Source organism: uncultured Roseobacter sp. (genome assembly GCF_947501835.1).
Lineage (GTDB): Bacteria > Pseudomonadota > Alphaproteobacteria > Rhodobacterales > Rhodobacteraceae > Roseobacter.
The window spans coordinates 86,238-109,544 of record NZ_CANMXR010000009.1 but is presented as its reverse complement, the minus strand read 5'-3'; the positions used below and the strand labels follow the sequence as shown (position 1 = coordinate 109,544).

25 protein-coding genes and 1 other RNA gene are annotated in these 23,307 nt (G+C 60.4%); 11 read left to right on the top strand and 15 right to left on the bottom strand.

Annotation, left to right across the window (positions count from 1 at the left end; all coding sequences use genetic code 11):
• The first annotated feature begins 150 nt into the window (after positions 1-150).
• Positions 151-2,865 (top strand): ribonuclease E/G, encoded by a 2,715-nt coding sequence (locus Q1A20_RS18515; protein ID WP_299409344.1) that lies wholly within the window; start codon positions 151-153, stop codon positions 2,863-2,865.
• Positions 2,866-2,922: 57 nt separating this feature from the next.
• Here the strand turns inward: Q1A20_RS18515 and Q1A20_RS18510 are convergent, their stop codons facing one another.
• A complete protein-coding gene (locus Q1A20_RS18510) occupies positions 2,923-3,153 on the bottom strand; it encodes a sulfurtransferase TusA family protein (RefSeq protein WP_298975613.1) in 231 nt (76 codons plus the stop codon).
• Positions 3,154-3,245: 92 nt separating this feature from the next.
• Here Q1A20_RS18510 and Q1A20_RS18505 point away from each other — a divergent pair, with 92 nt between their 5' ends.
• From Q1A20_RS18505 to Q1A20_RS18490, 4 genes are all read left to right on the top strand, one after another.
• Positions 3,246-3,998 (top strand): cytochrome c biogenesis protein CcdA, encoded by a 753-nt coding sequence (locus tag Q1A20_RS18505; protein WP_298975610.1) that lies wholly within the window; start codon positions 3,246-3,248, stop codon positions 3,996-3,998.
• A 56-nt stretch (positions 3,999-4,054) separates the two neighbouring features.
• Positions 4,055-5,293 carry a hypothetical protein gene (locus tag Q1A20_RS18500; RefSeq protein ID WP_299918062.1) on the top strand — a complete coding sequence of 413 codons (1,239 nt, stop codon included), beginning with the start codon at positions 4,055-4,057 and terminating at the stop codon, positions 5,291-5,293.
• Positions 5,290-6,642 (top strand): cytochrome P450, encoded by a 1,353-nt coding sequence (locus tag Q1A20_RS18495; protein WP_299632441.1) that lies wholly within the window; start codon positions 5,290-5,292, stop codon positions 6,640-6,642. Before Q1A20_RS18500 ends, Q1A20_RS18495 begins: the two co-directional genes overlap by 4 nt.
• Before the next feature lie 69 nt (positions 6,643-6,711).
• Positions 6,712-7,602: a fructose bisphosphate aldolase gene (locus Q1A20_RS18490; RefSeq protein ID WP_299918060.1), complete on the top strand. Its 891-nt coding sequence runs from the start codon at positions 6,712-6,714 to the stop codon at positions 7,600-7,602.
• Here the strand turns inward: Q1A20_RS18490 and Q1A20_RS18485 are convergent.
• The 3 genes from Q1A20_RS18485 to fumC are packed head-to-tail and all read right to left on the bottom strand — an operon-like array spanning position 7,584 to position 9,390.
• Positions 7,584-7,829, bottom strand: coding sequence for a ribbon-helix-helix domain-containing protein (locus tag Q1A20_RS18485; protein ID WP_299409332.1), 246 nt, complete (start codon positions 7,827-7,829; stop codon positions 7,584-7,586). The genes Q1A20_RS18490 and Q1A20_RS18485 overlap by 19 nt on opposite strands.
• Complete coding sequence (locus Q1A20_RS18480; RefSeq protein WP_299409330.1) at positions 7,826-8,002, bottom strand: DUF4169 family protein; 177 nt, start codon at positions 8,000-8,002, stop codon at positions 7,826-7,828. The genes Q1A20_RS18485 and Q1A20_RS18480 overlap by 4 nt, the downstream gene beginning before the upstream one ends.
• A complete protein-coding gene (fumC, locus tag Q1A20_RS18475; protein ID WP_299918058.1) occupies positions 7,999-9,390 on the bottom strand; it encodes a class II fumarate hydratase in 1,392 nt (463 codons plus the stop codon). The genes Q1A20_RS18480 and fumC overlap by 4 nt, the downstream gene beginning before the upstream one ends.
• 244 nt (positions 9,391-9,634) lie before the next feature.
• Between fumC and Q1A20_RS18470 the strand changes: the two genes are divergently transcribed.
• Complete coding sequence (locus Q1A20_RS18470; RefSeq protein WP_299409324.1) at positions 9,635-10,171, top strand: hypothetical protein; 537 nt, start codon at positions 9,635-9,637, stop codon at positions 10,169-10,171.
• A 40-nt stretch (positions 10,172-10,211) separates the two neighbouring features.
• Here the strand turns inward: Q1A20_RS18470 and Q1A20_RS18465 are convergent, their stop codons facing one another.
• From Q1A20_RS18465 to Q1A20_RS18430, 8 genes are all read right to left on the bottom strand, one after another.
• The gene (locus Q1A20_RS18465) at positions 10,212-10,727 is read right to left on the bottom strand and encodes an SspB family protein (protein WP_299409322.1); all 516 of its coding nucleotides are present in this window, start codon (positions 10,725-10,727) and stop codon (positions 10,212-10,214) included.
• A 92-nt stretch (positions 10,728-10,819) separates the two neighbouring features.
• Positions 10,820-12,067 carry a chromate efflux transporter gene (gene chrA, locus Q1A20_RS18460; RefSeq protein ID WP_299918055.1) on the bottom strand — a complete coding sequence of 416 codons (1,248 nt, stop codon included), beginning with the start codon at positions 12,065-12,067 and terminating at the stop codon, positions 10,820-10,822.
• Positions 12,064-12,870: a chromate resistance protein ChrB domain-containing protein gene (locus tag Q1A20_RS18455; RefSeq protein ID WP_299409317.1), complete on the bottom strand. Its 807-nt coding sequence runs from the start codon at positions 12,868-12,870 to the stop codon at positions 12,064-12,066. Before Q1A20_RS18455 ends, chrA begins: the two co-directional genes overlap by 4 nt.
• A 126-nt stretch (positions 12,871-12,996) precedes the next feature.
• Entirely contained in the window at positions 12,997-13,422 is a 426-nt protein-coding gene (locus Q1A20_RS18450; protein ID WP_299505004.1) for an ester cyclase, read from the bottom strand.
• 88 nt (positions 13,423-13,510) lie between these two features.
• Positions 13,511-13,858, bottom strand: a transfer-messenger RNA (tmRNA) gene (gene ssrA / locus Q1A20_RS18445).
• A gap of 156 nt (positions 13,859-14,014) precedes the next feature.
• Entirely contained in the window at positions 14,015-14,368 is a 354-nt protein-coding gene (locus Q1A20_RS18440; RefSeq protein WP_299409314.1) for a DUF4345 family protein, read from the bottom strand.
• A gap of 55 nt (positions 14,369-14,423) precedes the next feature.
• Complete coding sequence (locus Q1A20_RS18435; RefSeq protein ID WP_298975575.1) at positions 14,424-15,158, bottom strand: leishmanolysin-related zinc metalloendopeptidase; 735 nt, start codon at positions 15,156-15,158, stop codon at positions 14,424-14,426.
• A gap of 150 nt (positions 15,159-15,308) precedes the next feature.
• Positions 15,309-16,040 (bottom strand): FadR/GntR family transcriptional regulator, encoded by a 732-nt coding sequence (locus tag Q1A20_RS18430; RefSeq protein ID WP_299409311.1) that lies wholly within the window; start codon positions 16,038-16,040, stop codon positions 15,309-15,311.
• Positions 16,041-16,125: 85 nt separating this feature from the next.
• Between Q1A20_RS18430 and Q1A20_RS18425 the strand changes: the two genes are divergently transcribed.
• The 5 genes from Q1A20_RS18425 (at position 16,126) to acuI (ending at position 20,283) form a co-directional block, all read left to right on the top strand.
• Complete coding sequence (locus Q1A20_RS18425; RefSeq protein WP_299409308.1) at positions 16,126-16,887, top strand: DUF2182 domain-containing protein; 762 nt, start codon at positions 16,126-16,128, stop codon at positions 16,885-16,887.
• A 3-nt stretch (positions 16,888-16,890) separates the two neighbouring features.
• Complete coding sequence (locus Q1A20_RS18420; RefSeq protein WP_299409305.1) at positions 16,891-17,598, top strand: DUF1326 domain-containing protein; 708 nt, start codon at positions 16,891-16,893, stop codon at positions 17,596-17,598.
• Entirely contained in the window at positions 17,595-18,104 is a 510-nt protein-coding gene (locus tag Q1A20_RS18415) for a DinB family protein (protein ID WP_299409302.1), read from the top strand. The genes Q1A20_RS18420 and Q1A20_RS18415 overlap by 4 nt, the downstream gene beginning before the upstream one ends.
• Position 18,105: 1 nt before the next feature.
• The gene (locus Q1A20_RS18410) at positions 18,106-19,209 is read left to right on the top strand and encodes a dimethylsulfoniopropionate demethylase (protein ID WP_299409299.1); all 1,104 of its coding nucleotides are present in this window, start codon (positions 18,106-18,108) and stop codon (positions 19,207-19,209) included.
• Between the two features lie 81 nt (positions 19,210-19,290).
• Complete coding sequence (acuI, locus tag Q1A20_RS18405) at positions 19,291-20,283, top strand: acryloyl-CoA reductase (RefSeq protein ID WP_299409296.1); 993 nt, start codon at positions 19,291-19,293, stop codon at positions 20,281-20,283.
• Positions 20,284-20,462: 179 nt separating this feature from the next.
• On the opposite strand, the gene Q1A20_RS18400 is transcribed toward acuI, so the two are convergent.
• From Q1A20_RS18400 to Q1A20_RS18390, 3 genes are all read right to left on the bottom strand, one after another.
• A complete protein-coding gene (locus Q1A20_RS18400; protein ID WP_299918053.1) occupies positions 20,463-21,848 on the bottom strand; it encodes a PepSY domain-containing protein in 1,386 nt (461 codons plus the stop codon).
• A gap of 71 nt (positions 21,849-21,919) precedes the next feature.
• Positions 21,920-22,279, bottom strand: a complete 360-nt coding sequence (locus Q1A20_RS18395) for a hypothetical protein (RefSeq protein ID WP_299918051.1) — start codon at positions 22,277-22,279, stop codon at positions 21,920-21,922.
• Between the two features lie 148 nt (positions 22,280-22,427).
• Positions 22,428-23,300: a LysR family transcriptional regulator gene (locus Q1A20_RS18390; protein ID WP_299918049.1), complete on the bottom strand. Its 873-nt coding sequence runs from the start codon at positions 23,298-23,300 to the stop codon at positions 22,428-22,430.
• Between the last annotated feature and the right edge of the window lie 7 nt (positions 23,301-23,307).

Genomic DNA, 23,307 nt, shown 5'->3' with positions numbered 1-23,307 from the left:
CGCGATGACGCGCGCCGATGCAATGAGCAGAACCACCATGGCCCCATCAGGCCGGGTGCGCCGTGCGTCTCAAATCGCCCTGACAAGACATATCCCGCATCTCTCTGATCCTCCGGGGTCGGGGCGACTGCGGCTGTGCAATTTGGAAATATGGCTAAGAAAATGCTTATCGATGCCACCCACGCGGAGGAAACCCGCGTCGTGGTGGTGGACGGAAACAAGGTCGAGGAGTTCGACTTTGAATCTGAAAACAAACGCCAGCTTGCTGGCAACATCTATCTCGCAAAAGTAACCCGGGTCGAGCCGTCGCTGCAGGCGGCCTTCGTAGATTATGGCGGCAATCGCCATGGGTTCCTCGCGTTTTCGGAAATCCATCCCGACTACTATCAGATCCCGGTCGCAGACCGTCAGGCGCTGATGGAAGAAGAACGCGCCTATGCCGAAGCGCAAAAGGCCAAGGAAGACGAAGACGAAAAGCCCAAGCGCCGCTCACGCAGCCGTAGCCGGTCCAAGGCCAAGGCGGTGGAAGCGGCCAGCGAAGATGCAACCGCGTCGAAAGAGGTCGATACCGATCAGATCGACGGGATGCAGACCATCGATCTGGACGACGAGGAAGGCTCCTCGCCGATGGAGCGGGTGGCGGAAACGCCGGTCGAAGAACCCATTGATGAGCCCGACACCGATGCATCTGATGCTCCCGATGCGGCGGCAGAGACAGCAGCCGAGGAGGGGGCCAGTGACGATTCTGGGTCAGCGGCTACCGAAGCAGAAGACGACTCCGACGATGATGGGGACGACGAAACCCCTCCGCGCAAGGCAGATGCCTCGGCCAAGGATGATACCATCGAATCCGTGGCAGATGACGATGATCAGGAAGACATCCGCCCCGCCCGCAAACCGCGCCCGCGGCGGTATAAAATCCAGGAAGTCATCAAGGTCCGCCAGATCCTGCTGGTGCAGGTCGTCAAGGAAGAGCGTGGCAATAAGGGGGCGGCGCTGACCACCTACCTCAGCCTTGCCGGACGTTATTGCGTGTTGATGCCGAACACGGCACGTGGGGGCGGGATTTCCCGCAAGATCACCAATGCCGCCGACCGCAAGAAGCTCAAGGAAATCGCCAATGAGATCGAGGTGCCGGAAGGCGCCGGGCTGATTGTGCGCACCGCCGGGGCAAAACGCACCAAGGCGGAGATCAAGCGTGACTATGAATATCTGCAGCGGCTCTGGGAGCAGATCCGCGAGCTGACGCTGAAATCCATAGCACCCGCGAAAATCTATGAAGAGGGCGACCTGATCAAACGCTCGATCCGCGATCTTTACAACCGCGAGATCGACGAGGTGTTTGTCGAGGGCGAGCGCGGCTACCGCATCGCCAAGGACTTCATGAAGATGATCATGCCGTCTCACGCGAAAAACGTGAAGCTCTACGCCGAGACGCTGCCGCTTTTTGCGCGCTACCAGGTGGAAAGCTATCTGGCGGGTATGTTCAACCCCACGGTGCAGCTGCCCTCGGGCGGCTACATCGTGATCGGCGTGACCGAGGCGCTGGTGGCCATCGACGTGAACTCGGGCCGCGCGACCAAGGAAGGCTCGATCGAGCAGACCGCGACCAAGACCAACCTAGAAGCCGCCGATGAGGTGGCGCGCCAGCTGCGTCTGCGCGACCTTGCCGGTCTGATCGTCATCGATTTCATCGACATGGACGAGCGCAAGAACAATGCCGCCGTCGAAAAGCGCATGAAGGAAAAGCTGAAAACCGACCGCGCCCGCATTCAGGTGGGCCGCATTTCCGGCTTTGGTCTGATGGAAATGTCGCGCCAGCGCCTGCGTCCGGGCATGATCGAAGCCACCACGCAGCCCTGTCAGGCTTGCCACGGCACCGGTCTCATCCGGTCGGACGACAATCTCGCCTTGTCGATCTTGCGGCAGATTGAGGAAGAGGGCACGCGCAAACGGTCGCGCGAGGTGCTGGTGCGGGCGCCCGTGGGCATTGCCAACTTCCTGATGAACCAGAAGCGCGAACATATCGCGCAGATCGAGGCGCGCTATGGGCTGTCGGTGCGGATCGAAGGAGATCCCGTGCTGGTCAGCCCCGATTTCAGCCTTGAAAAGTTCAAGACTGCAACCCGTGTGGTGCATGCCGCGGCAGCCCCTGTCGTGTCTGTCGACACATCAATCATGGATCAAGTGGACGCAACCGAGGATGATGAAGTCCTTGCCGAAGAGGCCCCGGCACCACAAGGCGCCGATCAGCCGCGTCATGGTGGCGACGAGGGCGACGGCGAGGGCAAGCCGAAGCGCCGTCGGCGCCGTCGGCGTCGCAGCCGCAACAAATCGGGTGCTGCGGAAAACAACCAATCCGCAGAAGGCACCGACAAGCCTGCGCAGGAGGGCGATGCACCTCAGCCGGTAGAAAACGGGGCGGATACCTCCGTGGCAGCGGATCAACCGACAGAAACAGCGCCGGAAGCCGCCCCAGACGCTCCGGCCGAAAAGCCCAAACGCACCCGGACCCGGTCCCGGACAACCAAAGCAAAGGCCGAGGCGGAGGCTGCTGCATCTGATGACGCCCAAGTGAGTGAAGCCCCCGCAGAGGCTGTTGCGCCAGATGCGGGCGAAGCACCGGAGGCGGAACCCAAACCGAAGCGGAAGCGCGCCAGCCGCGCCAAAAAGCCAAAGGTTGTGGAAGAGCCCACGGCTGAAACGCCTGAGCCGGTTGCCGAAGCGGTGGAGGCAAAAGAAGCGCCCGCGCCGGAAGCGCCGGTAGAGGCCGAACCTGCCCCGGTCGCCAAGGAACCGGAGCCGGTTGCAGAAGCAGCACCCGCCAAGCCAAAGCGCAAGGGGTGGTGGTCGCTCGGCGGCTAACGGCCCGACACGCAACAACGAAAGGGCGCGCCACATTGGCGCGCCTTTTTCACATCTTCAGGATTTGCGGATCACATAGATTTGCACGGGGCCGTCGTTTTCCATGGAAACCAAGGCATGGCCCGCCTCCGCGCAAAAATGCGGGACATCGACAACAGCGGCAGGATCATCCGCGCGCATGGTCAACACTTCCCCCATGGCCAGGGCCTGCAGGCGTTTGCGTGCCTTGAGCACGGGCAGGGGGCAGAGTAACCCGGTTGCATCGAGATCATATTTGCTATCGGCCATAACCCTCAGATAAGCGTGATGTTTCAGTCTGTCCACAAGGATGTGACTGCTGAGCGCGTGACCTGTTAAGGCTTATCCGTTAGGGGTGGATCATGTTTGGAATCGAGATCATCGACGCAGGCCTTTTGCCTGCCATGCTTGTGGCCCTCTTTGCCGGTGTCATCAGCTTTCTCAGCCCCTGTGTGCTGCCTATTGTCCCGCCCTATCTGGCCTATATGAGCGGCGTGTCCATTGGTGAAATGTCGGGGGAGACCGTCGCCCGGCGGCGGGCGGTGATATCGGCGCTGTTCTTTGTGCTCGGGCTCAGCACGGTGTTTTTGATCCTCGGCTTCACAGCCTCGGCATTCGGGGCGTTTTTCCTGCAAAATCAGGTGCTTTTTGCCCAGGTGTCCGGTGTTGTGGTCATTGTCTTTGGTCTGCATTTTCTGGGGCTCTTCCGCATTCCGTTTCTGGATCAGGAAGCGCGCCTGGATGCGGGTGATCAGGGCGGATCTAGCTTTGGCGCCTATATCCTTGGTCTGGCCTTTGCTTTTGGCTGGACACCCTGCATCGGGCCGCAGCTGGGCGCGATCCTGTCACTGGCCGCCTCTGAGGCCTCGGTCAGCCGGGGCACGCTCCTCTTGGGCATCTACGCTGCAGGCCTGGGCATCCCGTTCCTGCTGGCCGCCATGTTCATGACCCGCGCCGTGGGCCTCATGAACCGGCTCAAGCGTCACATGAAAACCATCGAGCGGGTGATGGGCTCCTTGCTAATTGCCGTAGGGCTGGCGATGGTCACCGGCGCCTTCACCACCTTCTCATATTGGCTGCTGGAACAATTCCCGGCCTTGGCATTGCTGGGCTGATCCCCTTAGACTGTATGTCACCCCTGCGATGCTGCCGGGATGCATAAGGTCTGGTCATGGGCAGCACGTCTGACGCACGCGTAAAACGCCGCAAGGTTTTCTATATCCCCGGCTACGACCCCTTCCCGCCGCGCCGGTACCGCGAGCTTTATCGCAAAGAAGGGGCCGCCCAGGCTGCTATTTCCGGCTATGATCTTGAAATGCTCGGCGCGCTTGAAGGCGCTGATTTCGGATGGCGTGTGCAAACTGGCATCAACGGTCAGACCGTGCAGGCGGAGATTGAGGTGCTGATCTGGTCGGACCTCGTGCAGGAGAGCTTTCACGATTCCATTGTTCTGACCTATCTGGCGATGCTCCGCACGGCGTGGATCTACATTTCCACTGGCGCCCTCTGGCGGCTGATGCGATTGCGCAAGGGGCCGGTGATCGCGGCGCTCTATCCGGTTGCGATGCTCATCGCACAATTGGCAGCGGCCTGTGTGGTTTTCTGGGGCGTCAGCGCCGTGATGCATTGGGCGCTATCGGGCGTTGCGGCGCCATTTCTGGCATCTATCCTCTCACTGGCTCTTGGGCTTGCGGCAGCGGCCTTTCTACTCAGAGGATTCAGGTCCCATGACGGCAAGTTTTTCGCCTACTACCTGATGCATGATTTCGCCCACACTGCATCTGAACATGGTGCCTACCCCAGCGCATTGACCAACCGTCTGAACCGCTTCGAAGGCCGGATTTCAGAAGCCCTTGCGAGCGATGTGGACGAGGTTCTTATCGTCGGCCACTCCTCCGGTGCGCATCTCGCCGTGACCGTGCTATCCGATTTGCTGCGCACCCAAAGTGATACACCCAATGGCCCAGAGCTTGCCTTTCTGTCGCTGGGACAGGTGGTGCCAATGGTGTCTTTCCTGCCCGACGCGCATGAATTGCGGCGCGATCTGCGGTTCCTGTCTAAGCAAGAGGCGCTGACCTGGGTGGATGTCTCGGCGCCTGGGGACGGGTGCTCTTTCGCGCTCTGCGATCCGGTAAGCGTGTCCGGGCAGGCCACATCGGAAAAACGCTGGCCGCTGGTGTTTTCGGCAGCCTTTACCCAAAGCCTCTCTCCCGCGCGGTGGCGGGCGCTCAGATGGCGCTTTTTCCGCCTGCATTTCCAGTATCTCTGTGCTTTCGATCAGCCCAAGGATTACGACTACTTCCAGATCACGGGTGGTCCAATCACCCTGCGCGAACGCTATGCGAACCGGCCCGCATCGCGCTCCCGGATCGAAGACTCCGTCAGCAAATTCACCTCGGTCGGCCCATGACGCTGCCACCCAAACCCCCAAGCCGCGTGGATCGCGTCACGCTCTGGCAGTACATGCGCCTCTTTCGCCATGACATCCTGTCGGCGCAGCCGGAGCGGCTTTATCGGGCGTGGATGGCAGAGTTTCGCACGCCGTTTTTCCGCAGCTATATGGTCAACGATCCCGACCTGATCAAAACCTTTCTCAAGGACCGACCGATGGATTTCCCGAAATCTGATCGGGTCGGGTCCGGGCTGCGGCCCCTGCTGGGCAATTCGGTTTTCCTGACCAATGGGGATACCTGGCAACGGCAGCGGCGCATAATCGATCCGGCCTTCGAGGGGGGGCGGTTGCGGGAGACATTCCCGTCGATCTGTGCCGCCGCTGAGGCTGCTGCCGCGCGATTTGCGGACCACACGGGCGATGAGATCGAAATCGAGGTTGAAACCAGCCACGCCGCCGCAGACGTGATTTTTCGAACGCTGTTTTCGATGCCGATAGACACTGAGATCGCGCGGGATGTGTTTGAGGCATTTCGCACCTACCAGCGCAGCCAGCCCATCCTTAACCTTGCCGCTTTTCTGCCCCTGCCGGATTGGATGCCACGCGGTTACAAAAAGGTGACCCGGCAAAGTGCGGCGCGCATCCGGACGCTGATCCACCGCATCACAGATGACCGGCAGGCGGAGATTGATGCCGGCACAGCACCGCCCGACCTCGCCACCAAGATCATGACAACCCGCGACCCGCAAACCGGCGAGACCTTCGATGTTGATGAAATGGTCGATCAGGTGGCGATCTTCTTCCTTGCCGGGCATGAAACCAGCGCCTCGGCCTTGGCCTGGGCGCTTTATCTGCTGGCGCTTTACCCGGAGTGGCAGGATCGGGTGGCGGAAGAAGCGCGCGCGGCGGACCTCAGCGATTTTTCGCAACTGTCGCAGCTGAAGATCACCCGCGACGTCTTTCGTGAAACGCTGCGGCTTTATCCGCCGGTGCCGATGATGGTGCGCGAGACGCAAGGCCCGGAAACCTTCCGCAACAGGCCCGTGAAAAAGGGTGCGCAGGTGGTGATGAGCCAATGGCATCTGCACCGGCAGAACCGCCTGTGGGACGCGCCGGATGCGTTTCAGCCTGAGCGGTGGGAGACGGAGAATGGCAAAAATTGCGCCCGCGATGCCTATATGCCCTTCAGCGAAGGGCCGCGCGTGTGCCCGGGCGCCGGGTTTGCGATGATCGAAGGGGTCATGATGTTGGCCTATACTCTGCGCGATCTACGGGTCGAATTGACGGACCGCCCCCCGCCGATACCGGTTGCACATCTGACCGTCCGGGCGCGCGACGGCATCTGGTTGCGCATTGTCCGGCGCTAACATGTACCATCTGCCGTTCTTCTGTTTTAAGGAATGGCCAAGGGGCGGAATCAGAAGGAAAATTCGATCATGTCAGACCAGAACGCGATGCGAAACCAAATGAAATCCGGGGCGGGGTTTATTGCGGCCCTGGACCAATCCGGCGGCTCAACCCCCAAAGCGCTCGGCCTTTATGGCGTTGAGCCAACGGATTACTCTGGTGACGAGGAAATGTTCCGCGCCATGCATGACATGCGCGCCCGGATCATTCTGGCGGATGACTTCACCAACGAGAAGGTGATCGGCGCAATCCTGTTCGAACGGACCATGCACGACACAATCAACGACACACCTGTGGCTGAATTGCTGTGGCGCGACCGCGGCATCGTGCCCTTCCTGAAAATTGACAAGGGTCTGGAGGAACAGGCCGATGGGGTGCAAATCCTCAAGCCGATGCCGGGGCTGGAGGACACCCTGAAGGTTGCCAAATCCAAGGGCATTTTCGGGACAAAGGAACGTTCGGTCATTCATGACGCGGACGCCAAGGGCATCGCGGATATCGTGGCACAGCAGTTTGAGGTGGCCCGCACGGTGATTGCCGCAGACCTTGTGCCGATCCTGGAGCCGGAGGTGAACATCCATTCCGAGACAAAGGCCGAGGCCGAAGCGCTGCTGGAGGCGGAAATTGCAAAACATCTCAATACACTGGATGACGGTGTTGATGTGATGCTAAAGCTGACCTTGCCGGACCAGCCGGGGCTTTACGATGGCTTGGCGGCACATCCGCGCGTGTTGCGTGTGGTGGCGCTTTCGGGCGGCTATTCGACCGATGTGGCCTCGGCCAAGCTGGCGGACAACAAGCACATGATCGCAAGCTTCAGCCGGGCGCTCACCGAAGGGTTAAACGTGAAAATGAGCGATGCTGAATTCGGTGCGGCACTGGGCGGTAATATCGACAAGATCTACCGGGCGTCGATCTGAGCTTCTGCCAATCGCTGCTGTAAATCGCGCAAAATATGCACGCGGATCGCGGAGGCCAGACCCATGGCGCTTCCGCGATCAACATCTATTTCTGCAATCAACACATTGATTGGCAGCGCCTTTCGGTCTGCGAGCGCGCGCAGCGCATGCCAGAATTCATCCTCAAGTGAAATCGACGTCCGGTGACCTTTCAGGGTCACCGAGTGTTTCACCGGGCGGCCGCTCATGTCTCCCGCTTATGCGCATCCAGATTACGGGCGATTTTCTCCGCCTTCGCCTTCAGCAGGTCCTTTTGCGCCTTGGTCTGGCCGAAATTCACCGCGTTCTCATCTGCGCGCGCCCTGCGAGACGCGCGGTTGCGCTCTTTGCGGACCTTATTGAGGTTCACAGGCGTGCTCATTTCGGGCCAATCATGTTTTCCGGGCGCACCACACGTTCGAAGGTTTCGGCATCGACAAACCCAAGTGCGATGGCTTCTTCTTTCAGCGTGGTCCCGTTTTTATGCGCGGTCTTCGCAACCTTGGTCGCGTTGTCATAGCCGATCTCGGGTGCAAGCGCCGTGACCAGCATCAGGGATTCGCGCATCAGCCGTTCAATCCGGTCCGCATCGGCCTTCAGCCCCACCACCAGATTGTCGGTGAAGGCCGAGGCGGCATCGCCCAGAAGCTGCATGCTTTGCAACACGTTATAGGCCATCATGGGTTTATAGACGTTCAGCTCGAAATGCCCCTGGCTGCCTGCAAATCCCACGGCGGCGTCATTGCCGAAAACATGGGCGCAGACCTGCGTGAGCGCTTCGCATTGGGTGGGGTTGACCTTGCCGGGCATGATGGAAGACCCCGGCTCGTTTTCCGGCAACACCAACTCGCCCAGACCGCAGCGGGGGCCGGAGCCCAGCAGGCGAATGTCATTGGCGATCTTGAAAAGCGAAGCGGCCACGACCTTCAGCGCACCAGAGATTTCGACCATCGCGTCATGCGCGGCCAGCGCTTCGAACTTGTTGGGCGCGGTGACAAAGGGCAGGCCGGTGATCTCGGCCATATTGGCCGCCACCGTCACGTCCCACCCCTTGGTGGTGTTGAGCCCGGTGCCCACCGCGGTGCCGCCCTGCGCCAGCTCGTAAATACGCCCCAACGCGTCCTTCACCCGCTGGATGCCCATCGCGACCTGATGGGTATAGCCGGAAAACTCCTGGCTGAGGGTCAGCGGTGTCGCGTCCTGGGTATGTGTGCGCCCGATCTTGATGATGCCGTCGAATTCCGCGACCTTGGCCTGCAATGCGCCGTGCAGCTTTTCCAGACCCGGCAGCAGCACGTCCCGCGCGGTCATTGCGGTGGAGATATGCATCGCCGTGGGGAAGGTGTCGTTGGAGGATTGCCCCATGTTGCAATGGTCATTGGGGTGCACCGGGTCCTTGGAGCCGATCTCGCCGCCCATGATCTCGATGGCGCGGTTGGCGATCACCTCATTGGCATTCATGTTGGACTGGGTGCCCGAACCCGTCTGCCAGACAACCAACGGGAAGTTGTCGTCGAACTTGCCCGCGACCACTTCGCCTGCAGCCTGAACGATGGCGTTGCCGCGCTCTGCGTCGAGCTTGCCCAGTTCGATATTGGCCTGTGCGCAGGCCTGCTTGATCACGCCAAGCGCGCGCACCACCGCGACGGGTTGTTTCTCCCACCCGATGGGGAAATTCATGATCGACCGCTGTGTCTGAGCACCCCAGTATTTATCGGAAGGAACTTCCAACGGGCCAAAGCTATCGGTTTCGGTGCGGGTCTGAGACATGATATCATCCGTATTCTGAAGCTAACTGCGGTGTATCGTTGCAGCCTGCGCGGTGCAACATGCTCTTGGTCAAAACGCGTTGCGGCATGAGCTTTTTCAAGCACATGAAAGCGCTCATGCCGCAATGCGCCGTTGAATAGACGCCCCGCGATGCTATCTTGATAGGTGCAAGAAGCTCGTCTCAACCCGCAAATTTGCGCCCCCGCGCTCAAAAAGGACCGCCGAAATGATTTCAGACCATCGAATGCTCAGTTGGTTTGCGGCACGTATGGTTCTGGCGGCGGGGCTTATGGTCTGCGCGACCCTGGCTCAGGCTGACATTGCGCGCTTTGTTGGCAGCTACGAGGGGTCAGCGGCCGTAAAATCCGCCGATGGCAGCAAGCGGCAACGCGATATGAGCGTGCAGATTTTCGAAACCGATGATGGTTTCAAGGTCAACTGGACCTCGACCACCTATCGACCGGACGGATCCAGCAAGGAAAAATCCTATTCCATCGAATTTGTGCCCTCTGATCGCGGTGATGTGTTCGCCTCGGCGATGAAGCGCAATGTCTTTGGACATGATGTGCAGCTCGACCCGATGAAGGGAGAGCCCTACGTTTGGAGCCGCATCGACGGTGATACGCTGAGCGTATATTCGCTCTTCGTGGCCGAGGATGGCGGCTATGAAATCCAGCAGTTCAACAGAACATTGGCCGACGGCGGGTTGCAACTGGAGTACCAAAGTGTGCGCAACGGCACGATCCAGCGCACGGTATCCACATTTCTGGAAAAACAGTAGATCAGCAGCGTCGTCCGGATCTGGCCTGACCGCTTGATCGTTATTTGCGGAAGCTGTCCAGCGATACGATCTCTGCGTCCTTCGCTGGGTCCTTGGCAGTTTCCTCAACCGTCACCGGCGGTTTGGCGGGAGGCTTCACCGCGGGGACGGGCGCGGTCGGGATGGTCGATACTTCCGTGCCGGGCGCGGCTTCGTCTTCCTCTTCCTGTGTCTCGAACCTCAGACCGAACTCCACGGAGGGATCGACAAAGGTCTTGATCGCGTCATAGGGAATATAGAGCGGTTCCGGGGCATCTCCGAAATTCAAGGTAACGGAAAACCCGTCTTCTCCCACATCCAGATTGTCATACCAATGCTGCATCACCACGGTCATTTCACCGGGATATCTGTCAGACAGCCAATCGGCCAATTCGGCATCCGGGTGGCTGGTATCGAAGGTGATGAAAAAGTGGTGCGCTCCGGGCAGACCATTCGCCGACACATCCTCAAGCACCTTCTTGATGAGGCCGCGCATGGCCTCATGCATCAGGTTACCATAATCAATGCTGCGGCTCATCGTGATCCTCTGAGCTGTCCGGGGTCCATTAAGGGAAGCATAGCCGATTCCCGCGTGGAGGAAAGAGGCTGCATGCGGAAATCGGCGCAGGCTCAGAGGAAGCTGAGCGCGAGACCCGTAAGTGCCATAAACGCCAGCGTTTCGACCATGCCGCGTTTCAGCCCCAGCAGCAGACCGGCGGCCAGAATGGTCTGGCCAAGTGCCGCGAAATTCATCGATGCAAACTCAGGAACCGGCATCGCTCCCCAGGCCGCGGTGCCGACATCGGCAAAAAGCACATGGATCGCAAACCAGATCGCAAGGTTAAGAATGACGCCGACAACCGCCGCCGTGATGGCGGATAGGGCCGCAGAGAGACGGGGCTTTTGAGATATCTTGTCGAGATAGGGGCCCGCCAGAAAGATCCACAAAAAACACGGCGTGAAAGTCACCCAGAGCGCGATGGCCCCCGCCGCGAGGGCGAGGCCGATGCCGCCCTGGGCAAATCCGGCAAGCAAGGCCACGAACTCCGTGACCAGAATGAGGGGGCCGGGTGTGGTCTCCGCCAGCCCCAGCGCGTCGATCATCTGCGCCGTGGTGATCCAGCCAAAATCCTGCACTACCGTCTGGGTCATATAAGCCAGAACCGCATAGGCACCGCCAAATGTCACCACGGCGAGCTTTGAAAAGAAAAGCGCGATCTGGGTCAGGAAGGTCTGTTTGGTGATCCAGAGGATCAGGACGGGCAGGGCCCAGAGGCTGCCCCAGATCAAACAGGTCACCAGGGTGCGGGGCGGCGCGCTTGGCGGTATCGCGGTGTCGGTTGGGGCCGCGTTTTGCGTCACTGCGCCGTAGAGCGCTGCGGCGGCGATGATCAGCGGGAACGGCAGACCAAAAACAAACAGCGCCACGAAGGCGGCTCCCGCCAGTGCCCATGCCGACCGGGTTGTCAGGGCTTTGCCTGAAACCTTCATCAAGGCCTGGAGCACGATGGTGATGACCGCCGCCTTGATCCCTTCAAAAGCAGCCTGCACCAGCGGCACCTGCCCATAGAGCGCGTAGCCAAGTGCCAGCGCCAGAATGACAAGAGCGCCCGGAATGACAAAAAGCAGCCCCGCGATCAGACCACCCAGGGTGCCGCGCAGACGCCACCCGGCATAGGTGGCCAGTTGCATCGCCTCCGGGCCCGGCAGAAGCATGCAAAGCGACAGGGCGCGCAAAAAGCCGTCTTCGCTCAGCCAGGCGCGGGTTTCCACCAATTCGCGATGCATCAGCGCGATCTGCGCTGCAGGCCCGCCAAAGGACAGGAGGCCAATGCGTCCGAAAACGCGCGTTAATTCCTGCAAGGAGGGGGCCGTCATGCCGCGTCCTCCTGCCAATCGTGCGTTTCATTCTGACCATCACGGGCCCAGCGGTAAAGCGCGTCATAGATCACCATTCCGGCGTCCAGTTGCGCCTGATCATCGGCATGGGCGCGCGACAAGCCGACAGAGAGCGCCAGCAATCCGGCGCATTCCGGTGCCAAGGCGTGCTTGTTGGTATCCGCGCCCCGAATGACCCGCGCCATTTTATCCAAAGCCGGGGAGCGCAAGCCGAAGCCTTCGACCATTGCATCGAATGTGCACAGCGGGCCTGCGTGGGTCCAGGGCGCGTCGGGCATATCAAAAGCCGTTGCATCGAATTTCTCCGCAACAGCCGCGACATCGGAAGGCGGCACAAACAGAAACTGCGCGTGAGGGTCGACAAATCGCCGGATCAACCAGGGGCAGGCGATGCGGTCAATCTTGGGGCGGTGCCGGGTGACCCAACGCGTATGCGGCCCGGTGCGGCGAAGCGCAGCCTCCGGCACCCGGGGCAGATCGGCAGCGCGCCAGGCCATGTTTCCCCCTTCGAGCACTTCGGCGCCAATGCCATGGGCTCTGAGCAGCGCGGCGGCCCCCTGGCTGAGCTTGAGCCCCTTTTGACAGACAACGACGACGCGTTTGCCCGCCAGTTCCGGCACCCGGTCTTCTATAGATATGTGGGGACACCGGCGCGCCGTGGGGATCAGATAGGGGTCGTTGTCAAAGTCCTCTTGCAGGCAGACATCGATGATCTCGGGCGCGTTTGGCGTCCCGATCAGGCGCATGAGCGAAGCGGGAGAAATAGAGGCAAATTGAGCCATGAATGCATCCTTTTGTCAGACGAACAGGATGCGATACTTGGGCCTGAGCCTCACGGGGCGATCGCGAACTCCCCATGTGCACAGAGGTGGCACAGAAGCCAACGGATCGTCAATAACAGAAAGGGGTCATTCCAGTTTGGTGCCACCAAGCAGCAGCGCATGGGTGTTTTCCGGCAGCTGACCTAGCTGCTCGAAAAAGCGGATGAAGTCGAAGGATGGATAGCTTTCCGCCTTCAGGGGCCCGTCAAACCGCAGCATGATCTGCTGATAGACCTTGACCGGCTGTCCCGAAAGCGCATTCAGGCAGCGGATTTCGAGCATCGCGCTCAGCCAGTCACCCTCTTCGATGCTATGTACAATTGTGACCTTGATGTCGGTCACGAAACTGCGCAACACGCTCACCCACTCGCGGATTTCGGCGGGTTCTATCCCGAAGTTCGGGACGATGTACTGATTATGGGGTTCGGAAACAAAATAGTCTTCGATGACATCCAGTTTGCCATCCTCCCAGACCTCCTTGTACCACTGTTTTAGGATTTCAGCTTTGGTCAAAACAGTCCCCCGGGACATTTACAGGCCAAAAGCTATCACTCAAGCTCTTGCGAAAACCTTAACGGGAACAGTCCGGCAGCGGGAGGAAAGTGCAGGCTTCTGTTGCCAGGTGCCTGCGAACCCCGCCTTACGTCGCTAAACGCAAGGAGTTAGGTTTCAGTATCTCAGGTCGCTTACGCGGCCATTGCTACTGGAGCACGATTGTCATTTGCAATTGTACATGTTTCGCCGATAACGGTGGCAGACAGCCGAGACAAAGCAAACCCCTTTAGACGTTCGTCGATCCTGTTTCGGCCCCATGATCCCCAAATGAAGGATGTTGGTGGAGCCGCCGGGTACCGCCCCCGGGTCCGATCCGCTTATTACGAGCGCGTTTATGTCCATAGTCCCAAAGGACCTCTTTGACATAAGCGAGTGGTGGGGAAATCTCAAGGGGGAAGCGGCGGGCGTGTGTTTTACGTCTTTGGTGGGCAGGTCTGATAAATAGCTTTGTAAATCATAATCTAAAGAAGCTTTCTTAATGTGACCAGGCATTGTGCGACATGGTCACGCTCAACACGTTCCAGCAGTGTTTTTCGCAAATGACAGCGCGTCAGAGTGGGTTCGCGATGAAAAGTGCTGTGGCCAGCGCCGCCTCAATACCGCCGAAGATCAGCACTTTGACCACGGGCGGCTTGTCAAAAATCAACGACAGCACGCGCCCGAGGGCGGCACCGGTGAAGGCAAAACCGATCATCAGATAAGCAACGGGATTGTCCAGCCAGAGCGCGGCAAACCCGGAGATCACAAAAAGCCCGCCCACCGAAGCGCGCATCTCACTGAGACCCATGGTCGATGTGGTGGTCTCCAAATCCAGCGTGGCCGCGGTGTAGCGGGGGGCCAGAAACCCAAACAGGCCGAATGCGATGGTCAGCAAGCAGGCGAGCGTATTCAATGTGTCAGTCATGCCCTGTCACGTAGTCGCACATCACCGGGCCGACAAGAGCTACTGCCCCGCGCCGCTATTGCAGCACAACCGGTTCAGGTCGGCCCATGCGGCACAGATCGCATACCCGCACGGCTTCGGTGATGCCCATTTCGGCCAGATCGCGAAAGGAGGGCAGGGTGAAATCATCCGCCACGCTCAGGTCCACATCATATCCCAAATCCTGAAACGATGCGACGGACAGGCGGCTGATCGGCCGTTGCGCGCCGGAGAGGAACCCGGTCAGCAGCTCATCACCAAAGATCAGCTCGCGCCAGTGGCCTTCGCGGGTGCCGGCGCCACCGGTGTTGGCGATTGGGACCGTTTCGCCCGTGCCGCCAAGCGCGCTATATTCCCGCGTGGCCACAGGACCGATAAAGCGCGGATCATTGGTGCCGCTGGCCTGCACCAGACCCGACCGCGCCCAAAGTGTGCCAAACCCCAGGACATGGGCCATCTCATGCAGCACCACATCCTCGAAACTGCCTTCGGCCTCCAACCGCGCCACATCCGCCGTGTCGAATTGCATGATCCCGGCGACAGGCAACTCTGTATCCGGGCGCAAAACGGTCGGCCCGGCTTGACCAAGAACGCCGCTGGCACCGTCAATGGGTTCGATCGAGGCTTCGATCAGCAGCCCGTTCAATTGTCGCCCGTCCAGGGTGACGGGGTCAAACCCGGTTTCGATCAATGTATCCCACCGCGTTGCGGATCGGGTAAATGCTCCGCGTCTCGCATTGGAGATCGGCGTGGTGAATTCGACTGTGATCATCGGGTGCCTGCCTTTCATATCGCCGCAGATGCGGCTGTTGTGAAACAGACATGGGCAGGTAGCTCGCGGTTTAAACCCAACCGCTGCAGGAACGGCAAACTCTTGCGGAGGTTGCCAGTTCAGGCTGGCGGCATTCGGCGCATGCGGACGTCAGGACCGGGCAGCACGGGATGCAAAAACGCTTGCAGCGAGCGTTTGGGTTTCCGCCTCCAACGCCGTCAGGGCCGCACTGGTTGCAACCCCATCCTGTGTCTCGATCGCATCGGCAATATCGGTATGCAGCGCGATGATCCGGGCGCGGTCGCGGGCGGTGAAGGTGATCATGTTCATCAGGGGCTGCATGGCTTCGACGGCACCGGCCAACTGGTAACTAAGCACCGGGTTTCCCGCACCATCGACCAGCGCACGGTGGAACGCCACATCGGAAGCGCAAAAGGCCTCATCCGTCAGGCCCGGCTGGCCTTGCCGGTGAATTTCGGCGCGCATGGTTGCGAGATGGTCGGCCGAACGCCGATCCGCGGAGAGCGGCGCACAGGCCCGTTCCAACGCGTATCGCGCCTCGCAAGCGGTGCCAAAACTCACCGCGTTCATGCTCAGCAAAAGCGTTGAGGTGGTGATCTGCTGGGGGTAGGCGGCCTCGAAGCTCAACCGATTTACAAAAGCGCCGCCCGTGGCCCCGCGTTGCGTGCGGATAAGCGATTGCGCTGCCAGCCGCTTTAACGCTTCGCGCACCGTGGGGCGCGAGACCTCGAATTGCTCAGACAATTCCGCCTCCGACGGCAGGCGTTCATCGACGATCAACGTGCCATCGACAATTGCGTCGCGAATGGCCGCGGCAATCTGTGCGGAGAGGTCGGCGGGGTTGTCGGGGTCAATTTTCATATGTCTTACAATTAGTGTTTGCTCGATTTCTAAATGTCTGGCATTTGAATGGCAAGGAAGAAGGACTCACCCCTTGCACGGTTTGATGCGATCCACTCTCTGGCTGAGCTTTTTCGCTGCCATTCTGGCGGCGTGGTGGGTCATGTACACCATGAGCCTGGACATGGATCTCGACCTGCTGGGGCGTCCCGGTGAGATGGGCGCGGCGATGGCTGCGATGGACCCGCGAATGCCCATGTATATGCCGATGGCCAATTTCGGCCCTCTGTTCTGGATGTGGGCGATCATGATGGCGGCGATGATGCTGCCGACCTTGGTGCCGACCCTGCGCGCCTACGAGGACCTGATGATCAGCGCCAATGGCACAAGGCCTGGGTGGCTGGGCGTGCTGCTGGGGTACTTCATCGTCTGGGTGGTTTTTGCTGCGGCGATCACCGGCGCGCAGCTGGCACTCCTTTTTGGCGGTGTGATCGACATGCTGGGCATTGCCCGAAGCCCCTGGGTGGGCGGCGGTTTGCTGCTGGTCGTAGGGCTTTTTCAGTTTACCCGCGCCAAGGAAATCTGCCATGGTGTTTGTCACGCCCCCGCGATGTATTTTCTGGGACACTGGCGTACCAGCTTTGCGGGCGGGGTGCGGATGGGGCTGGGGCTCGGCGCGTTTTGCGTCGGTTGCTGCTGGGGTTTCATGGCACTGGGCTTTGTCGGCGGGGTGATGAACCTCGCCTGGATGGGGCTAGCCACGCTTTTCATGGTCATTGAGAAACTGCCACAGATTGGCCACGTGGTGACAAAGCCGATGGGAATTTTACTGTGCCTTGCGGGGCTTGCAGTGATGATAGGAGGATAGAAAATGGCGCGGAACAAAAAGGCGGATGCCGATAAGCTGCCGATCAGCCAGCGGATTGATCAGCGGATGCCGAACCCCAAGCGGCGGCAGACCAGCCCGACCGACTGGGCGATCAAGGGCGAGCTCTTTCTGAACTGCTCCTGCACGGTGTTTTGCCCCTGCGTCGTATCACTGGGGGCGCATCCACCCACGGAAGGCCACTGCCATGCCTGGATGGCGATTGCCATTGATGAGGGGCATTATGAAGGCGAAGACCTTGCCGGCCTGAACATCGGGCTGCTGGTCGACATACCGGGCCGTATGGGTGAGGGGAACTGGAAGGTGGCCGCTTATGTGGATGAGCGCGCCACCGGCAAGGCCTACAACGGGATTTTGCAGATCTTCTCGGGCGCGGCTGGCGGGACCACAGGGCTTTTCACCATGCTGGTGAGCGAGATCATCGGCGCCGAGCGGGCGCCGGTGGAGATCGTGCGCGACGGCAACCGGCGCAGCATCATGATCGGGCGCAAGATTCAGGGCGAGATTGAAATGGTCGCGGGCAAGGACCCGGAGCATCCGGTGATGGTGAGCAATTCGAAATACTGGATGGGTCCGGACATCATCGCCGCCACCGGTCTCAAAAGCCGGGTGCGCGACTACGGTCGGGTCTGGGATTTCGGCGGAAAATCGGCGGAGATCTGTCCGATTGATTGGAAAGGCCCCAAACCGTGATCGATCCGGCCTACGCACAGACGATGGCGCGCTACAATCGCTGGCAGAACGATCAGTTGACGCCGGTGCTGCAGGCCCTATCGCCTGAAGAACTGACAAAGGATCGCGGCGCTTTCTTCGGCTCGCTGCTGGCCACGGCGAACCATCTGCTCTGGGGGGATACGATCTGGATGAGCCGGTTTGATGCATCGGTGGCCCCCCCGGCTGTCCCTGCCAAGGAGCATGCAACGCTGCACCCGACCATCGCCTCCTGGGCGGCGGACCGGTTTCGCATGGATGGTCGGATATCCCAATGGGCCGACCGGTTGCGGGCCTTGGACTTGCGCGAAGATCTCATCTGGTCATCAGCGACCTTGGGCCGCGAGATGCGGACGCCGATGACAGCTGCTGTTGTGCATTTCTTCAACCATCAGACGCACCACCGCGGCCAGATCCATGCCATGCTGACGGCGATGGGGCAGAAGGCGCCGGTGACGGATCTGGCCTTTATGCCGGAGGATGCCTGAGATGGCGCTGATTTCTCATTCGCGCAGGCTGCGCCGCACGCCGTTTTCCCAAGGTGTGGAAGCAGCTGGTGTCAAAGCCTATACGGTTTACAATCACATGCTTTTGCCGACGATGTTCGAGAGCGTGGAGGCGGATTATCACCACCTGAAAAACCATGTGCAGGTCTGGGATGTCTCCGTGGAACGGCAGGTGGAGTTGCGCGGGCCCGATGCGGCGCGGCTGATGCAGATGCTGACGCCGCGTGACCTGCGCAGCATGCTGCCCGGGCGCTGTTTCTACGTGCCCATTGTTGATGAAACCGGCGGCATGCTGAACGATCCGGTGGCGGTAAAGCTTGCCGAAGACCGTTGGTGGATCTCGATTGCCGACAGCGATTTGCTGCTTTGGGTCAAGGGGATCGCGAATGGCTACCGGCTCGATGTGCTGATCGACGAGCCCGATGTCTCGCCACTTGCTGTGCAAGGGCCCAAGGCCGAAGATCTGATGGCGCGCATCTTTGGCGAGACCATCCGCGACGTTCGGTTTTTCCGCTTTGGTCTTTTTGAGTTCGAAGGCCGCGAACTGGTGGTTGCGCGATCAGGGTATTCCAAGCAGGGCGGGTTTGAGATCTACGTTGAGGGCAGCGATCTGGCGATGCCGCTTTGGCATGCGCTTTTTCGCGCTGGCGAAGATCTGAATGTCCGTGCAGGTTGCCCCAATGCCATCGAACGCATCGAGGGCGGGTTGCTGTCTTACGGCAACGATATGACCGACGACAACACACCGCATGAATGCGGCCTGGGGCGGTTCTGCGACACGCAGACGGCGATTGGCTGTATTGGTCGGGACGCGCTGCTGAGGGTGGCCAAGGAAGGGCCGGTGCAGCAGGTGCAGGCGATTGCCATTGAGGGTGACGCGGTGCCGCTTTGTGATCGGATCTGGCCACTTTACGGGGGTGGACGCCGCGTGGGTCAGATCACTTCCGCGATCTGGAGCCCCGATTTTGCCACCAATGTCGCCATCGGCATGGTGCGGATGACCCATTGGGACAGCGGCACGAAACTGGAAGTTGAGACACCGGATGGTATGCGCGTGGCGACCGTACAGCCCGGGTTCTGGGCGTAGCCTTTGCGGGACCGTCGGAGCCTCCGGCGGGGATATTTTAAGCCAGAAGAAACAGGGGACAGCCCCCGGAATGGAGACGTGATGTTCAAGGCACTTGTGGTGAACAAGGATGAGGAAAGCGGCAAAACGTCTGCTGCGGTCGAGGAGATGACGGTTGCGCAATTGCCTGCGGGTGATGTGACCGTTGCGGTCGAGTTTTCCACGGTGAACTACAAGGATGGGCTGTGCATTGGCCCCGGCGGCGGTTTGGTGCGCAATTATCCGCATGTGCCGGGGATCGATTTTGCGGGCACGGTCGAGGCGTCGGACGATGACCGCTACAAGCCCGGTGACAAGGTGGTGCTGACCGGGTGGCGCGTGGGCGAGATGCATTGGGGGGGCTATGCGCAAAAGGCGCGGGTCAAGGCGGATTGGCTAGTGCCGTTGCCCGAAGGTCTGGACACGCGTGCGGCCATGGCAGTGGGCACCGCAGGGTTCACGGCGATGCTGTCGGTCATGGCGTTGGAAGATCACGGGTTGAAACCCGGAGATGGTCCGGTGCTTGTGACCGGCGCTGCCGGTGGTGTCGGGTCGGTTGCGGTGGCGTTACTGGCGGCACTGGGGCATGAGGTGGCCGGTGTCACCGGGCGGCCGGAGACGGCAAATTATCTGAACTCTCTTGGCGCCAGCCAGATTGTCGCGCGGGAAGAGATCAACGAGACCGTCAAACGCCCGCTTGAGGCGGAAACCTGGGCAGGCTGTGTGGACGCCGTTGGCGGTGCCATGCTGGCCCGTGTTTTGGGGCAGATGAAATACGGCGCGTCTGTTGCGGCTGTTGGTCTCGCCGGGGGGGCGGGGCTGCCTGCAACCGTCATTCCATTCCTGCTGCGGGGTGTGAACCTGCTGGGCATCGATTCCGTGATGCAACCCTATGAAAACCGTGTCCGCGCCTGGCAGCGGATCGCGTCTGATCTGCCGATGGACAAGCTTGAGGCGATGGTGATGCTTGCGACGCTGGACGACCTGCCGAAGCTTGGCGGCGATATCCTGAAAGGGCAGATCAAGGGCCGCGTCGTCGTTGATGTGAACGCCTGAGAGGGTCGGCAGCGCGCTGCCGCGATGCGATATCGTGTATTGCCGGTGAGTAGCGTGAGACGGCGCACCGTGCTCTGGAACGCGGTGTGCGCTATCGCGCGAAACCTGCCCCTTTTAGGGAGTACGGATATTCAATCAAAGATAACGGCGCAGCGCATGGGCACGCTGCGCCGCCGCATTTATGTCAGGCTATGGCGAAGCTTCGGCAGCTTTGACAAAACGAACATGTCGACCGCAAGGGCGGTCAAGAGTGCCAGCCCGGCCATCGGGAAAGCCATCGACACCCCAAGACCCACGAGAACCGCGCCCTGCCAGACGGGCATCTCCTTGGGCATCGGCGGGGCTGCCAGACGGCCAGCCCTTGTGGGGCGCCGCTTCCACCACATCACCACAGAAGAGACGCAGAGAAACAGCACGGAGAGGCACACCAGCGTGTTTGCCAGCACGCTCCACAACCCCAGCGTCCCCATGTGCAGCGCAATGCCCACGGCCATCGCCTTGCCCGCAAGCGAATAGTCTTCGTAGCGCACATCGGCCAGAATGTTCCCGCTGTATTGATCCACATGCACGGTGCGATCCGACATCGGATCGGTGCTGTCGGTGCTCATTAAATCGCGGCTCAGCGTCCAGACACCGGTATCTCCGCTCGGCAGGTTCATCTGATACCGCGCATCAAACCCAAGCGCGCGCGCCAGCGCATCGACGCTGTCGATCGTAACCACGGTGCCGGTGATCCCGGCAACGCCCGCGTCGCTGCCCGAGGCGGGCATTGGCGTCAGCTCCAGCGCCCAAGGCACCTCTCGCCGGGCTTGGTTCATATTGGCATGCGTGTCGTCCGAGAGCGGCACGGCATCCCATTTCTCCGCCGGGAACTGGCTCCAGGCCTGGACAATTTTACCTCCCCATATTCCGGCCCAGGCAAGGCCGGATACAAGGAAAAACACCAAAATGACCGAGATCCAGATGCCTACAACCCCGTGCAGGGATTTCCACAGCGACCGTCCACGCGCAACGGTGGGCAAAAGCGCCGCGCGCCAGCCCGCTTCGCGCGGCCACCACATGTAAAGGCCGGTGGCAATCAGCACCAGCGTCAGCGATGCGGCGGTTTCCAGGAACCGGTCCCCGGTGACGCCAAGCATCAGGTCGCTGTGGATGCCGTCAAAGAAGTCATACCACCCGGCGCGACGGGGAAAGGTCTCGATCACGTGGGCGGTAAACGGATCAACTGCAACCATTATCGCGTCCCCCTGGCTGTCGACGCGGAACAATGCGGCGACATCATGCGTGCGCGGGGCGACGTATTGCTTCAGAACGCCTTCGGGCACGACGGCCACCGCAGCGTCCGCCTGTTGCGAAACCGGGGTGGGGCTGTCTTGTGGCACAACCGCCGTGCGTTCGCCATCACGCCCGTCCAACCAGGCAATCCAAAGCATCATCATGCCGGTGAACGCCAGGATGGTCAGAAAGGGGATGACGAACAGGCCAGCGTAGAAATGCCAGCGCCAGGCGGCGAAGTAGAGTTTGTTTGCGGTGCCATCGGGCAGCGCATCGGTATGGGATGTCATGTTTGGGGTCTCCAAGCCAGTAACCCGCCTCTGGGACGGGAGGGTCGCATTTGAACTGTGATTTTGTCAGATCAGGCTTGAGGGGGCGCGCGGGTCAATCGGGCCGGATCGAGACCCTGACTTTGACGCAGGCGTTTCGAGACGAAGGCCAGCGTTCGGGTCTCTGCTAGAACGGCCAGGGTTGCGAGGCCACCATGATGCGGCAGCGCGAGGTTGTCGACGATGCGGCAGGCTTCACAATCGGTGGGCATCATCGGACCCTGTCCATCGATTTCACCGCAAATGTCGGCGAGCGATCCGCCCGCGGCAACGTATTCCGCAAGTTCCGGCGACAGCGTTGCGCGGCTAAAGGTATGCGCGAACCCAACTGAAACCAACGCAAAGACCAAGACAAGCTTGGTCAGAACACTTGCTAGAACGGGCAGGGACATGCGCATACCCGAATCAATAGCCAGATATCTGCGGTTGCACTAGAGGGTATTCGTTGCCGTGCGGCAATCCGGTCGCCGAGTGCAAGAGAAGCCGTCAGATCAGGTTTTTTCGGACAGTACCTCGCTGCGCTGAGATCAGCGCATAGCCCTATTCAAACAGGCTCGTTTGGGTCAGCCAATCGACCATGGCCTCCATACGCGGCACCCCGCGCGTATCACAGTGCCGCATCAACCAAACATCGCGGTACATCTCCTGTACCAGCTGATCTTCAAGCCTCTTCAGCTGCGGCGCGTTGCGCGCAACCGCATCGGGCAGTACCGCGCGAACGGGCATGTGAAGGGTGGTCTCATAGGCGGCCTCAAGATCGTGCATGAGCAGGCTGGAGAGCCTGCCACCTGAAGCATTCGCCAGCATTTCGGTCCAGGACGCCTGCGGCAAATGCCGTGCGATGGATTCGTAGCCCAGCCAGGGACGGTCGCCCGTTGGCACATCTGTGAACCCTGTCGCCGTAAAGGCGGAAAACATGACCCGACCCAACCGCTGCGTGAGCACCGCGTCACCGCCCTCTTTGGGCTCGCCAAACCGGATCGCCAGATCAACCTCTCTGCGCGTGAGACTGAGGTTGCGATTGTCTGGCACAAGGCTGACCTGAAGCGCGGGATGGGCGGCGGTAAAACCCGAAAGGTGGGGAATGACAAACCGGTTGAGTAAAAATGGGGACGCCGTCAGCCTGACCGTGCCGCTGAGCACCGTGTCTTGACCCAGTGCGGTCTCCGCCTGAATAGCATGGCGTTCCATCGCATCGGCGTGATTTGCCAGCGTTTGCCCGCTTTCGGTAAGGCCAACCGTGCCATCTCGGTTCCGTATCAGCAGGGCGACACCGACCCCGTCTTCCAACATCTTGAGCCTGCGCGACACGGTGGTGGCGTCGACACCCAGAAGCGTCGCAGCGCCCGAGAGGGATTGCGCGCGGGCGAGCGTAAGCAGAATGCGAAGATCATTCCAAGGCAGGGACTGCATATTTGCA

Excerpts from the sequence above, each read along its gene's own strand:
- Q1A20_RS18515 (WP_299409344.1), top strand. The coding sequence starts at position 151 with ATGGCTAAGAAAATGCTTATCGATGCCACCCACGCGGAGGAAACCCGC.
- Q1A20_RS18510 (WP_298975613.1), bottom strand. The coding sequence starts at position 3,153 with ATGGCCGATAGCAAATATGATCTCGATGCAACCGGGTTACTCTGCCCC.
- Q1A20_RS18505 (WP_298975610.1), top strand. The coding sequence starts at position 3,246 with ATGTTTGGAATCGAGATCATCGACGCAGGCCTTTTGCCTGCCATGCTT.
- Q1A20_RS18500 (WP_299918062.1), top strand. The coding sequence starts at position 4,055 with ATGGGCAGCACGTCTGACGCACGCGTAAAACGCCGCAAGGTTTTCTAT.
- Q1A20_RS18495 (WP_299632441.1), top strand. The coding sequence starts at position 5,290 with ATGACGCTGCCACCCAAACCCCCAAGCCGCGTGGATCGCGTCACGCTC.
- Q1A20_RS18490 (WP_299918060.1), top strand. The coding sequence starts at position 6,712 with ATGTCAGACCAGAACGCGATGCGAAACCAAATGAAATCCGGGGCGGGG.
- Q1A20_RS18485 (WP_299409332.1), bottom strand. The coding sequence starts at position 7,829 with ATGAGCGGCCGCCCGGTGAAACACTCGGTGACCCTGAAAGGTCACCGG.
- Q1A20_RS18480 (WP_299409330.1), bottom strand. The coding sequence starts at position 8,002 with ATGAGCACGCCTGTGAACCTCAATAAGGTCCGCAAAGAGCGCAACCGC.
- fumC (WP_299918058.1), bottom strand. The coding sequence starts at position 9,390 with ATGTCTCAGACCCGCACCGAAACCGATAGCTTTGGCCCGTTGGAAGTT.
- Q1A20_RS18470 (WP_299409324.1), top strand. The coding sequence starts at position 9,635 with ATGCTCAGTTGGTTTGCGGCACGTATGGTTCTGGCGGCGGGGCTTATG.
- Q1A20_RS18465 (WP_299409322.1), bottom strand. The coding sequence starts at position 10,727 with ATGAGCCGCAGCATTGATTATGGTAACCTGATGCATGAGGCCATGCGC.
- chrA (WP_299918055.1), bottom strand. The coding sequence starts at position 12,067 with ATGACGGCCCCCTCCTTGCAGGAATTAACGCGCGTTTTCGGACGCATT.
- Q1A20_RS18455 (WP_299409317.1), bottom strand. The coding sequence starts at position 12,870 with ATGGCTCAATTTGCCTCTATTTCTCCCGCTTCGCTCATGCGCCTGATC.
- Q1A20_RS18440 (WP_299409314.1), bottom strand. The coding sequence starts at position 14,368 with ATGACTGACACATTGAATACGCTCGCCTGCTTGCTGACCATCGCATTC.
- Q1A20_RS18435 (WP_298975575.1), bottom strand. The coding sequence starts at position 15,158 with ATGATCACAGTCGAATTCACCACGCCGATCTCCAATGCGAGACGCGGA.
- Q1A20_RS18430 (WP_299409311.1), bottom strand. The coding sequence starts at position 16,040 with ATGAAAATTGACCCCGACAACCCCGCCGACCTCTCCGCACAGATTGCC.
- Q1A20_RS18425 (WP_299409308.1), top strand. The coding sequence starts at position 16,126 with ATGCGATCCACTCTCTGGCTGAGCTTTTTCGCTGCCATTCTGGCGGCG.
- Q1A20_RS18420 (WP_299409305.1), top strand. The coding sequence starts at position 16,891 with ATGGCGCGGAACAAAAAGGCGGATGCCGATAAGCTGCCGATCAGCCAG.
- Q1A20_RS18410 (WP_299409299.1), top strand. The coding sequence starts at position 18,106 with ATGGCGCTGATTTCTCATTCGCGCAGGCTGCGCCGCACGCCGTTTTCC.
- acuI (WP_299409296.1), top strand. The coding sequence starts at position 19,291 with ATGTTCAAGGCACTTGTGGTGAACAAGGATGAGGAAAGCGGCAAAACG.
- Q1A20_RS18400 (WP_299918053.1), bottom strand. The coding sequence starts at position 21,848 with ATGACATCCCATACCGATGCGCTGCCCGATGGCACCGCAAACAAACTC.
- Q1A20_RS18395 (WP_299918051.1), bottom strand. The coding sequence starts at position 22,279 with ATGTCCCTGCCCGTTCTAGCAAGTGTTCTGACCAAGCTTGTCTTGGTC.
- Q1A20_RS18390 (WP_299918049.1), bottom strand. The coding sequence starts at position 23,300 with ATGCAGTCCCTGCCTTGGAATGATCTTCGCATTCTGCTTACGCTCGCC.